General features: G+C 42.7%; 11 protein-coding genes. 4 read left to right on the top strand and 7 right to left on the bottom strand.

Annotated features, from left to right (window positions below; all coding sequences use genetic code 11):
* Window positions 1–14: 14 nt before the first annotated feature.
* The 5 genes from AC5JQI_RS16065 to AC5JQI_RS16085 all read right to left on the bottom strand — a co-directional run bounded on the left by AC5JQI_RS16065 (window position 15) and on the right by AC5JQI_RS16085 (window position 8655).
* On the bottom strand, window positions 15–1151 hold the full coding sequence (locus AC5JQI_RS16065) for an acyl-CoA dehydrogenase family protein (protein ID WP_493912886.1): 1137 nt from the start codon (window positions 1149–1151) through the stop codon (window positions 15–17).
* 2 nt (window positions 1152–1153) lie between these two features.
* Window positions 1154–1885 carry a thioesterase II family protein gene (locus AC5JQI_RS16070; protein ID WP_493912887.1) on the bottom strand — a complete coding sequence of 244 codons (732 nt, stop codon included), beginning with the start codon at window positions 1883–1885 and terminating at the stop codon, window positions 1154–1156.
* Window positions 1875–3533, bottom strand: a complete 1659-nt coding sequence (locus AC5JQI_RS16075; RefSeq protein WP_493912888.1) for a GMC family oxidoreductase — start codon at window positions 3531–3533, stop codon at window positions 1875–1877. Before AC5JQI_RS16075 ends, AC5JQI_RS16070 begins: the two co-directional genes overlap by 11 nt.
* Window positions 3530–6922 carry a non-ribosomal peptide synthetase gene (locus AC5JQI_RS16080; RefSeq protein ID WP_493912889.1) on the bottom strand — a complete coding sequence of 1131 codons (3393 nt, stop codon included), beginning with the start codon at window positions 6920–6922 and terminating at the stop codon, window positions 3530–3532. The genes AC5JQI_RS16075 and AC5JQI_RS16080 overlap by 4 nt, the downstream gene beginning before the upstream one ends.
* Before the next feature lie 554 nt (window positions 6923–7476).
* Entirely contained in the window at window positions 7477–8655 is a 1179-nt protein-coding gene (locus AC5JQI_RS16085; RefSeq protein WP_493912890.1) for a Cmx/CmrA family chloramphenicol efflux MFS transporter, read from the bottom strand.
* A 292-nt stretch (window positions 8656–8947) separates the two neighbouring features.
* On the opposite strand from AC5JQI_RS16085, the gene AC5JQI_RS16090 reads away from it, so the two are divergent.
* Both AC5JQI_RS16090 and AC5JQI_RS16095 read left to right on the top strand, forming a co-directional pair.
* Complete coding sequence (locus tag AC5JQI_RS16090; RefSeq protein ID WP_493912891.1) at window positions 8948–9838, top strand: GNAT family N-acetyltransferase; 891 nt, start codon at window positions 8948–8950, stop codon at window positions 9836–9838.
* 72 nt (window positions 9839–9910) lie between these two features.
* On the top strand, window positions 9911–11458 hold the full coding sequence (locus tag AC5JQI_RS16095) for an AMP-binding protein (protein WP_493912892.1): 1548 nt from the start codon (window positions 9911–9913) through the stop codon (window positions 11456–11458).
* 719 nt (window positions 11459–12177) lie between these two features.
* Here the strand turns inward: AC5JQI_RS16095 and AC5JQI_RS16100 are convergent.
* On the bottom strand, window positions 12178–12396 hold the full coding sequence (locus AC5JQI_RS16100) for a plasmid pRiA4b ORF-3 family protein (RefSeq protein ID WP_493912893.1): 219 nt from the start codon (window positions 12394–12396) through the stop codon (window positions 12178–12180).
* Between the two features lie 74 nt (window positions 12397–12470).
* On the opposite strand from AC5JQI_RS16100, the gene AC5JQI_RS16105 reads away from it, so the two are divergent.
* On the top strand, window positions 12471–12623 hold the full coding sequence (locus tag AC5JQI_RS16105; RefSeq protein ID WP_493912894.1) for a hypothetical protein: 153 nt from the start codon (window positions 12471–12473) through the stop codon (window positions 12621–12623).
* Window positions 12624–12747: 124 nt separating this feature from the next.
* On the opposite strand, the gene AC5JQI_RS16110 is transcribed toward AC5JQI_RS16105, so the two are convergent.
* The gene (locus AC5JQI_RS16110; RefSeq protein ID WP_493912895.1) at window positions 12748–13245 is read right to left on the bottom strand and encodes a DUF2938 domain-containing protein; all 498 of its coding nucleotides are present in this window, start codon (window positions 13243–13245) and stop codon (window positions 12748–12750) included.
* Between the two features lie 240 nt (window positions 13246–13485).
* Here AC5JQI_RS16110 and AC5JQI_RS16115 point away from each other — a divergent pair, with 240 nt between their 5' ends.
* Window positions 13486–14133 carry an ArsR/SmtB family transcription factor gene (locus AC5JQI_RS16115; RefSeq protein WP_493912896.1) on the top strand — a complete coding sequence of 216 codons (648 nt, stop codon included), beginning with the start codon at window positions 13486–13488 and terminating at the stop codon, window positions 14131–14133.
* Window positions 14134–14164 lie beyond the last annotated feature (31 nt).

Below are 14164 nucleotides of genomic sequence, written 5' to 3' on the forward strand. Positions count from 1 at the left end.
CACTAAATTGAATACTAAAGTCCCATGGATTTACTGATAATTTCTTGCAATACCTCGCTGGTTCCACCGTAAATAGTTTGAGCGCGGCTATTCAGCCAATTCTTGCCGGCAACGGAATCGCGCATATATCCCATCCCGCCATGTAATTGCAGACAACGATCTGCCACTTTCATCTGAAGTTCAGTTGTCCATAACTTGATGCGGGCTGCATCCACTAAGCTGAAAAGGCCTTGGTTAAAAAGATCAGTGGCGTGATCAAGATAAACGCGGGCAATTTTTACTTCGGTATCCAGTTGAGCGAGGACAAAACGGTTGTACTGAAAGGAACCAATGGACTGATTAAAGGCTTTTCTTTCTTTCACATATTCCAGTGTGGCTTGCAAAATATTTTCGGCACTGGCAACCGCCACCGTTGAAATGCTGAGACGTTCACGAGGCATTGCTGACATGAAGTAATAGTTGCCGAGGTTTTCACGGCCAATCAGATTAGTCGCAGGTACTTTGCAGTCATGGAAAAAGAGTTCAGCTGTATCACTGCCGTTCCAGCCAATTTTTTTCAAGGGTTCTCCTCTGGAGAAACCCGGCATGCCCCGCTCTATTGCCAACAAACTGATACCCTGACCTTGCTGTCCTTCTTCAGTTTTGACAGCAACGACGATTAAATCCGCATTAATACCATTGGTAATGTAGGTCTTGCCGCCATTAACCAGATAATAATCCCCTTGCCGCGTAGCCACGGTTTGGAGATCTGCGGTATTGGAACCCCCATTTGGCTCTGTCATGGCAATAGCTGCGACCTGTTTTCCGCTACATAGATCCGGCAACCATCTCTTTTTCTGATCGGTGTTACCGAGAGCAAAAATGTAGCTGGTGGTAACATCATTGTGGGCCACGATACCCGGTACGGTGACACCGGCTTTGATGAGCTCTTCTGTCAGAATCACTGCGAATCGATAATCGTGTTTTCCCAGTCCTCCGAATTCGGGGCTGACACTGATACCCAGTAATCCTGACCTCCCCAGTTTTTCCCAGAAAGAGCGCTCAACCAGTCCGTTTTCTTCCCATACCTGATGCCCAGGTACGATTTCACGTTCAAGAAACTCACGGCAAGACTTCCGGTAATTCTCGAAATTATCAGTCTCAATACGCATATTCACTCCAGATTCTTTGTCAGCAGTATTTGCTTAATGGCATCCCAGTGTTGGTACACAGCGAAGTGATCCCCTTCGATACGGATGAGCGAAGTATCGTGAGAAGTGTAATTTTTCCAGTCTTCCATATCTGCCAACGTGACATAGATGTCATTGGTGGCTGAAACAAGTGCCAGCGGATAATTCACTTGTATATTGTCAATCTGGGGAAATTGGCTGCGTATCAGGTAATCACTGCGCAATTGCTTGATGATTGGTTTTATCAGAGCAGGTTCGTTCAAGATGGCTTCGGGTGTCCCTTGGTCTTCTTTGATTTTTTGGATTAACTGTTCATCCGTCCATTGATGGCGCTCATCTTGCTGTTGAAGATGTGGAGGTACGGAACTAGAAATCACGCCAAATAGAGGAGAAATACCATAGTTTTTCACTAATACGTGACCAACCGCGATACTCAGCACCCCACCAAAGCTGTGACCAAAGGTGATCCATTCAGTAATACCCTGAGCCTGTTTCTGCCGGAGATCGTTCCAGATATCAGACGCCAGCCGTTCAGCCAGTAAATCGAGATCGTCTATTTCCGGCTCTTTAGCCAGATAACCGCGACCCGGGATCGCGACTGGTTGCAAAATTGCGGCATTAGTCGCCATCAGATCATTCAACCAAGGGCGATAAATTGCTGTTGTAGCTCCCGCGTGTGGAAAGGCATAAATGACCCGTCTGCGCTTAATATCCATTTGCCCTCCGTTCGCTGGTGGTTTCCTTCTCAAGCAAGAAACTGACAATACGTTCAGCGACCATGATGGTTGTCAGATTAGTCGGCATGGAAGGAATAGTGGGAAACAGAGACGCATCGGCAACTGTTACACCTTTGATGCCACGTACCTGTCCATTTTCTTGGGTTGCACTATCCGGATCACCGTCGGCACCCATTCTGAGCGTGCCGGAAGCATGCCAGCCCGGATTGACCAGATTCTTAATCGCACTGTTCATGATTTCGTCGTTATAAATCATGGAGTGAGACCAAAATTGAATGCCGTCAAGGAAGGAATCGACTTCTGGATGCTGTAAAACTTCCCAAATTTTGCGTACGCCGCCCACAAGACGGGCGATATCTGCCGTACTGCGAGTGAGGGGCAGATCAATTTCGGGCAGTGCTGTCAAATCGGCACTACTGATAAAAACGCGCCCCAGTGCCTGCGGGCGCATCAGCATCACAGACGCTCCAACCAACATGGGATAAGCAACGCGATCTCTGAAACCCGGCACGGTATCGCTGGCAACATTATTCAGCAGACCAATTTGTACATCGACTTTTGCGTCATAACCACTGCTGATACGGGCCGCAATTTGACGCCACGGCAGACCTGTTGTACAGACTCCCGCTTTGGGAAGGGCCCATAATACGACTGACGCATGATCCGTTAAATTTCTGCCAACGGCGGGTACTTCCGCAACAATCGGAATATCCAATGAATTCAGATGGTCGGGATCACCCACGCCTGATCGTTGTAACAACGCAGCTGAGCCAATGGCACCGGCGCAGAGAACGATATGTTCTGCTCGATAAATCAGCTCTTTTCCTGCCCGAATAACTTTTACACCAGAAGCGACAGTACCGTTAAAGGTAATCTGTGCAGCCAGCGCATCAGTCATAATGTGCAGATTTTCTCTCTGCAAAACCGGCTCAAGGTATGAACGATAGACATCCACCCTTTCGGCACCATTGATGACATTGGCAGGAACAGGGCCTACGGCGGGTTTTTCACCGACATTAAGGTCATCGGCATAAGGGACGCCAGACTGTTCGCAGGCATGGGCAAAAGCCATATCAAGGGGATGGATCTCACCATTTGGAGGTCTGCGCAGACACATTGGCCCTTGTGAGCCATGATTGTCATCATTGATATAATCGACATCATTCTCCAGATGCTTGAACCACGGCAGAACTTGCTCCCAAGACCAATTGGGACAACCCATTTTTACCCATTGTTCGAAATCGCTCGGAAAACCTCTCAGGGCGATGGCACCGTTAACCGCAGAGGAGCCGCCGAGTACTTTTCCTACCCGATAATTGAATGGCCTGCGTCCTTTATGTTTACGGGTCGCCTGCTTGTCTTTCTGCGTAGGCACAGAAGATGGAATGAGATCAGTGAACCGATCTTCATTGCGTACATTAGCCTCATAATCCCAGTTATACCCCTCCAGTACCAAGCGTGAAGCGTCTCTGAGCGGGCTGGCAGGGTTGTGAACATCGGAAGTGTGGCCTGCTTCAATCAGCAGTACGGACTTCATGCCATTTTCAGACAGGCGTGATGCAGCTACGCATCCCGCCGAACCTCCGCCCACGATAATGTAATCGTAATAATCGTGTGTCTTGGTCATAGGTTATTCACCGCTTGAGATTGAATGATTGTCTCGATAATGCGAGAAAAAGACTGAATATTGGAGTTCATGAACAGTCCTTCAATAATGTCTTGTTCGCCTACCGGCGTGATCTTAAATTCCTGCCTCAATGCACTGAGCAAGCCTACGGCATGAAGTGAATCACCACCAATATCAAAAAAGCCATCGGTGACATCAAAATCATCATGCTGAAGTTGTGCCTGCCAGAGTTTAAGGATCTTTGCTTCTATCTCATTAGTCGGTTCAACCATGGAATCGGTGTTCTCTTCGGTATCAGACCAGGGGTGAGGCAGTGACTTACGGTCAATTTTTCCATTACTGGTTAATGGCATGTGGGACAGCAGGATGTAATAACTGGGTACCATATAAGAGGGCAATGTTTTCCGCGCCAGTTCCCTTAGTTGATCCTGAAAATGGCTAGGCTCGTGCAAAGTCTCTGCATTGACCGGAACAATATAGGAGACGATATGCCGTTGGCCGGTTTTGGCATGGACAGGGGCGTCAATAACGACATGGCTGGTATTTTGGTGAGCCAGAAGACAAGCTTCAATTTCACCCAATTCAATGCGATATCCATTGATTTTTACCTGATTATCTTCACGTCCCAGAATTTCTATCAATCCATTCGCGATATAGCGCCCCAAGTCTCCCGTTCTGTACAACCGCTCACCTGTAATGGGATGAGTAATAAAGCGCAGTGCAGTTTTTTCGGTATCTCCCAAATAACCCTGAGTCACGCCGTCTCCGCCGATATAGAGTTCTCCTGTGACCCATTTGGGACAGGGGAGAAACCAATTGTTCAAAACATGGAAGGTCTGGTTTGCCAGCGGTTTGCCATAGGGAATGCTTTTCCAGTTTTTATCTGTTTTTTCAATTGGATAATGTATCGACCAGATAGAACCTTCGGTGGCTCCGCCAAGACTGATGATCGCCGTATTCGGTAGATTTTCCCGAATGCGTTCTGGCAGATCGACAGGTATCCAATCGCCGCTCATGAGGATTAGCCTGAGTTTTGTTTCGGCCAATGCAGAGCCATTTCTGTCTACCAGCACTTTGACGGGAGCGGGAACGCTATCCCAGATAGTGATTTGATGTTCGACCAGCAACTCCAGCCAGATTTTCGGGTCATTGGCAGTTTCAGGCATTGCGAAGATAACTTTTCCTCCCACGCCCAATAGCCCGAAATAGTCATAGACAGACAAATCGAAGCCTGCCGGTGCAACAGATAATACTGTGTCTTGTTCTGTCACTTGGAATTTATGATTAATATCAAGCACCGTATTTGCAGCATTACGATGGGAAGCCATAACCCCTTTAGGCTCTCCGGTTGAGCCGGAGGTAAAGATGACATAGGCCAGATCATCCAGCCCCTGCTTTGAGGTCATTTGCCCTATATCCATAGCATTATGCATGGGGCATTCATCCAGATTGATCCGGAGTACATCGGCAAATTCATCCTGTTTAAACACTGTGCTGGCAGTAATGATACATTTTGCTGTACACCGGTTAAGCAGGCTCATGCGGCGTTCCGCGGGAAGCTGAGGATCGATTGCCACATAAGCTGCACCTGACATAAGGGCACCCAATAATCCGATAACTAAATCCGGGCTTTGTGGCATGGATACCGCGACAATATCATTGGGATTAATCTGGACAGAAGTGCAAATTTGCTGTGCGATTGCTCCGGCTTTGTTCACCATTTCCGAGTAGGTGATTTGATTTTCTCCCTGCACAAGTGCAATTGCATCAGGGAATTTTTCCGCAGCATGCAAAATCATTTCATGCAGAAGCTTCATGTCAAAATCGGTATCCGTTGCATTGGCTGCCACCCGTTCTGCCAGATCGGATTCAGGTAACTGCACCAATGATGAAGTCTTATCCCATGATGAATCATCTTCCGCACAAGCTGTAAGCAGCGTCAGATAAGCGTCCAGCATAGCTTCCACCATACCGTCAGGGAATAGTTCGTTGACTGTGTTCCAGTTAATTTGGACAAGCCCATCAACGCGGACAATTTGGTTTTCCAGCCACACCTGTGGGGTTTGATTGCTGCTATAGACTTGCGTGGCTTCCGCCCAGCCCACATTTGTTACAACCTCATCTAAATCAGAGGTGAGTGTATTGCTGAATATGACAGGCGCTGCCGCTGCACGGCTGCCGTGGTTGCGTCGGGTCAGTTCCCGTAAAACCTGAACGCCATTGTAGGAAGAATGCCAGCGATTCATCATCAAATCAGTCTGGATCTGTATTACACGTTCGCTAAGGCTTTCTGTCTCAGTTCCATGTATTCCCAGCAACATGGGTTGCAGGAAATTACCGACCACATTCTCAATGCCAGCAAAATAGGAACGGCGCCCAAACTGAGTGATAGTCAGTGTGAAAGCCTGACGCTTCGACCATTGACGCAGCACTTCTGCATACATGCCTAGGAATACAGATTCCAGCGTCAGTTTGCGCAATTCCGCTTTTTTCTTGAGCGCCAGTAGTGTTTCAGCATTGATTTTTCGACTGTAACGCTTGAAAGAAGGCGGAGAAATCAACTCAGGGACGTTTTTCAGAGGCAGTTCAGGCGACGGGGGCAGACTCTCAATTTTCTGTTCCCAATAGGCTTTATCACGCAGCCCTTGGGGTTGCCCCTGTAAATAACGTTCCGATTTGATATAACTGCGAAAATCCATGTTGTCAGGTAAAGTGTGTAGGCCATGCCCCTGATAAACTTGCCACCAATCACGCAGTATTACACGGACACTATGTAGATCCACAAACATCAAATCAAAATAGATATGCAGGCGGGTAATACCATCACTCAGTCTTGTTGCCCGTATATTGAATGTCGGTGCTTTATCCACTGGCAGTAATTGCGTCTCCATTTCGTGGCGGATCATTGCCAGTTGTTCGTCTTTTTCTGATGCAGTCCATGTCCTGCCATCTTGAGTAGAAATGGTATAGATCAACGGGGAAGGTAAAATTCGTTGCTGCCCATCCAAAGATAAAGTGGCTCGTAACATGGGATGATATTCAATGATTTTATTCAGAGCATCATTGAGTGCCGTGATATCTAAAGAAGTCATATCCCATTCGGTATACAGGCAACTGGTTAGTCCACCCAATTCCAAGCCGGGGTTACGGCCTATCAAATAAGCATATTGAATATCCGTTAATGGAAAGTCTTCTGTTTCAGAGGTTTCCACATGTATTGTTATTGGAATAGGGAGATTTAATGGTAATATATTATTGAGTATATCCTTAATCTGTTGTGTTAATTGAGAAATTTCCATTTCTGTATTTTCATTTTCTTGTTTATATAATTCAGGAAAAATAGAAAATTGTAATCCAGATTCTTTTAATGCCTTTAGAAAAAGCTGCATACAGTAGCTCCTACATTTTACCGAGGATTTAAAGTTTCTCTATGTAATATTCTATTTTGCTTATTGTTTTTTATTACTGAAATAAAACATCATGAAAACATAAATAAACGAATTGGTTAGATGTTGGATTTTACCTGAATAGTATTTGGCATCTAACGTTAATTCAATAAATTTATAACTATAGAACATATCTAATAACTGCTTGTAATAAACAATTTTTATTTGTTGACTTTTTTTTTCTTATTAACCGATTGAATAAGTTGTAGTTTTTATTTTTTGTGGGTGTGAATTTTGTGTTTGGGTAAATCATTGAATTTACTTTTTTATGGGAAATAGAGTTCAAAAAGCGTTTCAAAATTATAGGCGTAAATATTATATTGATACTGAAGGTGATAAAGAATATGCTACTGTGATTTATTCTTAAATATGAACTTAATTGGAAGGAAATTCTAAGTTCAGGTTATGGTAACAAATTCACAACAGCATACTTAATGATAAGCGATTCAGGGATATTGTTCTGCAAGAGTGATAATCCAGATATAAGTTAATTACACCTAATATTTCTTATTATGCAAATGGGCATCAAGCAGGATTGGAATAAGGGCGACTAACGCAAGTAGTGCACTAACCCAACCAACTGAAGGTAACCCATAACCCGCTTTTATGGCTAATCCACCCAATAAGGGAGCCAAAGTAATTCCAAGCTGGAAAGCAGACACATTGGTTGCTCCGGCCAATGTTGGAGCACCCGCTGCGATCGTGTAAACTCTATTCATTACCGCAGGATTAACAACGAAGCCAAACATACCGAGCAGAAATACTAGGCCAATTGTCATGATCAAATTTTCGGCTAAAAAACCCAATGCAATAGAGATAGCAATAACGCCAATTGTTCCAATAACGAGTGTACTGAAAGGGGACTTATCGGCTGTACGACCACCTATAGTTAACCCGATAAAAGCACCAATACCAAAAAGGGAGAGGACAGCCGGAAGCCAAGTGACAGCTAACTTACTTGCATCAATAAGTAGCGCACCTAAGTAGCTAAATGTTGCCATATAGGCTGCTGTGGTTAGTACGGTCGTACAATAAGCAATCCATAGTTTGGGTTGAGCCATCACTTTTAATTCAGTATGTAATGCAGGTATCTGTTCCTGCTGTATTTCAGGCAACATAAACCACAATGCAATTGCTGTAACTGATGTCGCTGCTGCAATGGCCCAAAACCCTGCACGCCATCCAGCAATATCACTAATCATAGTTCCAAGCGGCCCCCCAACAACCATTGCCAAACTCAATCCGCTCACCACAATAGATAATGCTCTTGCGGTACTATCCTTAGCCACCAGATTGACCGCTGTTGTTGCAGCAACCGCCCAAAATCCAGCATAAGCCACACCACTCACAATACGAGAAATGAGTAATGGCCAATAGTCCTGTGAAAACATCCCAATGGTAGTTGCTGCGACAAATAACGCCTGGCTTACTAGTAAAGTTGCACGTCTAGGCCAGTGTAGTGTTGCAACTGCCAGAGGTGGTGCACCGAGCAAAACACCTATAGCAAAAGCTGAAATTAACATACCTGCAGATGGTAAAGAAACTTGCAAATCCTCAGCAATTTTTGGCAACACACCTGAGATTAAAAATTCAGAGCTTCCCATTGCGAACAAACTTAGGCCAAGGAGGTAAACGGCTATAGGGATACTTGATTGAGTGACATTTGAAATAGACATTGTGAACTCCAGAATTGTTGACTAAAGATAGACTACAACATTATTATTCAATTAAACAATTTAATGTTTTTATGTCAAACTTTATTTATCAAAAATAAGGGTTCAAAAATAACGGGAAAGCAACATATTTGGCCCATCATGCGGGTTAAGCAGACTAATTCATTTTCTAATTGTTGATAAATTACCTCGAACAGTAACAGGAAAAATAAACCATACTGAACTTCTAAATCTTATCAGTCATTCTTTAAGAAATTAATTTTAACTCCAATAATTAATAAGGAAATATTCAATTATGGATTCACCAAAAAAAAATTTAGAATTTATAACTGATCTAGATGGATTTACAGTTACCAAAGCAACGATTCAAGATTGGAATCATGTAGTCAAATGGGGAAACAGAGAGGGATGGAATATTGGTTATAATGATTCAAAATGCATGTATTCAATTGATAATAATGGATTGTTCATTGGATGGCTTGGCGATCAAGCTATTGCTGCTGTTTCTCTTATAAATCATTCAGAACAATATTCCATATGGGGAAATTATCTGGTTATTCCCGAATTTAGAAGAAACGGTTATGGCAAAGCTATATGTAAAATTGCCAGAAATCATGCGGGTGATCGTAATATAGGGTCTAATGCAATGCCTGAAATGGTCCCAAATTACATGAAATCGGGATTAACACCCATTTACAATGTTATCCACTACATTGGAAAACCACGATGGATAACGCCAAATATAAAAGAAATAATTCCAGTAGAACCACATTATCTTGATAAAATTATACAGTATGATGCTCTATATTTTCCGACATCGCGGCAGCCTTTTCTAAAACAATGGTTATTTACCGATGGTCACATAACTTATGTAAAAATTGTCAATGGGGAAATTTATGGTTATGGTGTGATTCGTCCTGCACCAAATGGTTATCGTATTGGACCGTTAGTAGCAACATCTCCAATAGATGCTGAAGAATTATTTAATACTCTAACTTCATGTTTACCTCTAACCACCCAAGTGTCTATCTTTGTACCCGAATATGTACATGATGAATCATTTATTTATTTTTTGCGAAAAAGAGAGTTATTTGAGCAATTTCATGTTGTATATATGCACAAAGGAATTCTTCAAAAGAATATTCCAAGCTCTATATATGCCCTTTCTAACTTAGAACTGGGATAAATGTTCCAATTGAGATTAATATACTCCTTTTAGTTAAGCATTCAGGTTTTATATAACCAATTAATTGTGGGCATGATTTATGGTTTTCATCTTGAAAATTTACATAAGGGGAAAATGATGTTACTAAATCAACCAACACAGAATAAAATTAGCAATGCTGTATTACCCTATAGTACTGGTGCTCTCATTGAGAGATGTGGATTAATATATAGTCAAAAGACCGCAGTTATATTTCATAACCATAAAATTACTTATCGTGAACAAATAGCTTATATTCGTCAAAGTGGGCGAGCGCTGTTACGATTAGGGATGAATAAAGGTGATAGAGTTGCCTTACTGATCGCTGATAGCCCTCAGCTATTGAATATTTATTTTGGAGCTTTATGGGCAGGCTTAGTTGTGGTTCCTTTATTTCCTAAAGGAAGTTTTACTGATCACGATTTTATTATCAAGGATTCAGGAGCACGGGCTGTAATACATGATGGGCGTATATATGATGCAGATGCAGAATTAGTGTTATGCGTAGAAAATTTTATCTATTTAGCTAATCAACAATCATCTGAATCAGGAATGCCACATGTCAGTCCAATGGATCTTTATGGGATTTTTTACACGGGGGGAGTAGATGGTCGTTTAAAAGGGACACTGCACACTCATGGCAGCTACTTGTCAGCAATAGTAGGCCAAATGATAGATATCGGATTTGGAGAGCAAGAACGTTTTGCCCATGTAGCTCCAATTACTCATGCAGGAGGAATGTTCATACTTCCAATATGGATGAAAGGTGGAACTAATGTATTACTCGGTAGATTCGATCCTGAGCTATTGATACATACAATCACTATAAAAAAAATCACGGCAACAATGATGGTTCCAACCATGATGTACATACTGATGGATTATTTACGCAATAGTCGTAAGAAACTATCCTCCATTTCCAACATTATCTACGGCGTTTCACCATTTCGACAGGAGCAGTTATTACAAGCGTTGGATATTTTTGGCCCCATATTTACACAATTTTATGGTATGGTGGAAGCACCAAACCAGATTACCGTACTAAATAAATCAGATCATCAGCAAGCATTAAAAACAGGTAATATGGCACGTTTAACATCTTTAGGTAAGCCAGTGACTTTAGCCGATATTAATCTTGTTGATGATTCAGGGAAAAATACATCTTCTGGTGAAATTATTATCCGTGGCCCACATATCACATCGGGTTACTGGAATCGCCCAGAAGAAACCACAGATAGTTTACGTGATGGCTGGTTATATACAGGTGACATTGCAACTATAGATGAGCAAGGATTTCTATATTTAGTTAAACGTAATAAAGAGATTATTATTTCGGGAGGATATCATGTTTATATTAAACATGTTGAGAATATATTGCTCCAACATCCCTTTGTATACAATGTAGCAGTATTCGGTGTACCTGATAATAAATGGGGAGAATTAGTCAAGGCTGTCGTTGTACTTAAGCAACAAGATGCAATATCAGCTATAGAATTGATTAATTGGTCTAAAGAACGCTTAGGGCCTGTATTTACTCCTAAGGTAATAGAAATAGTAGATTTTATTCCAATTATAAAAAAGAATGGAGTTCATGGAATATGATTATATGAATCCAAGTTATATTTTGTGTTTTTATGGGCATTAAGTAGTTTTCATAATAGCGAGAGTTTACAATCTTGTCCCGCGCGTCGCGCGGGACAAGATTTACTCCTATCATTTTGACCAATTCAGAGAGAAGAAAGCGTAACGCAAAGAGCTTGTCGACAGCCTGCTGGATACACAGCTCAGGGGGAATGCTTTTGCAAACTGGAGCAAATCTTTGTAGGCTGTATGTGGGCTAACGTTTGTCATGGTGGTCGCTTGGTAAAGCGTTTTTCACGAACTAACAGATCCCATAATAAAACAGTATCTTGCTCTTCAATGTGGCTTTTTCTCAGCCGCACGGCATCACATCTGATTGCTGCTGGTGTTAGTGAAGAGGCGATAATGAAAAACATCCAGAAATAGTGAGTTACAACAATGGCAAAATTCAGTTATTGGTTAACAAGACTTTTATTTTTCATTCTCGCTATTTTTTCTGAACCTCCCATTGCTAAATAAGCTATATGGACACCGACTTAATTCAAGTGGGTGAGTAAATTTTTCTGACAATGTAGTCGCAAACATATATTCGTACATGAACTCCCGCGTATGTGCAAGATAAGTTCGTCGGGTGGCGGTCATAACTGCGTTCGTACATTCGGCTTGAGACCATAAAAATCTGTGGGGCACTTATGCAGCAATCTTTTCTGTCCAAGAATGCTCCGTTTGGTCACCTAATTTTATGCCCGGATATCAGGAAACCCGATCCCGCCGGAGTAGGAAATGCCGTAATTTTTGCCATAAATACGGAATTGATGCAGATGATCATCCTGCCATCCCTGCACGATCTGAATGATATAGTGCAAAGCCGCTAAAGAAATCTCGCCTGACAATCTGAATCGGTGCCAGACCATTGGGCTGATACCTAGGAGGGCTACTTTCACAATATAAGATTTCATGGGGAGGTGTCTGATAGAATGATGTTCCTTTGCTCATTCTATCGTCGATTTAACACCTTGCCCCACAGATTTTTATGGTCTCGTCAAAATTGATGGAAAAGGCCGGAGAGACCATCGAACAGATTTTACATTGGTCATCCTGGCGACGACGACACCAATACTCGGCACAACAATGTCATTATCGTCGTCGGGATAACCTGATGATTACAGAGCGTTTACGACTGTAGTACTAAAGGACAAAGTCTTTACTGAGTTTGAAGTCACCAGTATTGCCTGTTGAAGACATGAATTGAAAATATATCTTCCGTCGATAAATAACCCAAATTTATCGACGGTGATTCAGAAATAAGATTAAGAAAATAATGTTAATAAGAGCGCAGCTAAATACAACCCAACACCATAAGAAGTATGTGCCATTAGGCTCCTGAACCTGGCTGTATTAGGTGCCGGGGTTTTGGAGGCAGCAATCCCTATTCCCATACCGGGTTGCAGAATGAAAAAAGGAGCCACTAAAGTCACGATACCTGTAATTAAGGCAGGCAAAAATGTTGGATTTTTTGCCCAATCCAAACCCCAAACAAATAACAGTAACCCAGCGAAAATGATGCCAATCAAATAGTGGGCGAACCAGCCGATTCCACTTTCATTTTTCACGGGTTCAGCTTGCATAATGTTTGTATGGGTAAATTGCCCTTTTGGAATGTGTCCAAGCCAGCGCCCCACCATTCCATAGTTCAGCGAGGAAATGCCGAAAAAGCGTTTCACAAAAATAGCCCAGAGATCCATGACAACCGTCGCTCCGGCACCAATCAATACAGAATAAACAATAAACTCCAGTCCTTCATTCATGTGTTACTATCCTCCGAATACAATAATCATCACTCACCGTTAGTCAGTTATACCCTTTATCTTTCAAGTCCATGTTGCCGCAGAACTCACTCTGCTGCATTGTCGGCGGCGCTTACTCACTTCTGCTATCGCGTTGCCTTTTGAAACTCACTGGATATATGTTGGCACTCGAAATGCCTGAAAAACTCTGATATTATCATACTCAATAAATTCATTGAATGTAATAGTGTTGGAAGTCTGATGTCAATGTTTGATAAGCAACTCTTTGTTGAGATTGCGGAAATAGCCAAAGTGCTGGGAAATACTCATCGCCTCACACTGCTTGAGTGTCTGGTTGATACTGAGCAATCCGTGGAAAGCCTGTCGGAGCTTTCCGGTCTGTCGATTGCCAATACTTCCCAGCATCTTCAGCATCTCAAACGATCGGGGCTGCTTCAATCCCGCAAATCGGGCAAACACGTGCTTTATCGCTGGGGTGAAGGGCCTGTCATGGAAATTATCTCTGTGCTCCAGCAATATGCTGAATTTAATCGCACAGAAATGCGCAGGTTGATCGATGATACGAACAATCAGGAGGCGATTTCCTGGGAAGAGCTGTTGGATAGGATCAAACAAAAGAGCATGACCTTATTGGATGTCAGGCCAAAAGATGAGTTTGAACAGGGCCATTTGCCCAATGCCATCAATATTCCGGTTGATGAACTGGAAAACCGGCTGGGTGAATTAACGTCTTATCAGGATTTGATCGCCTATTGCCGTGGTCCTTATTGCGTGCTTTCTGCCAACGCTCTTGCATTGCTCCGTGCCAAAGGTATTAAAGCGCGTAGATTTAAAAAGGGATTTTCGGGATGGAAAGAGGCGGGAATGCGCATTGAGGTAAAACCGTAGGACGAATTTTTACTTAATCGCAATTATCAAA

The organism is Xenorhabdus sp. XBWT (assembly GCF_059072735.1).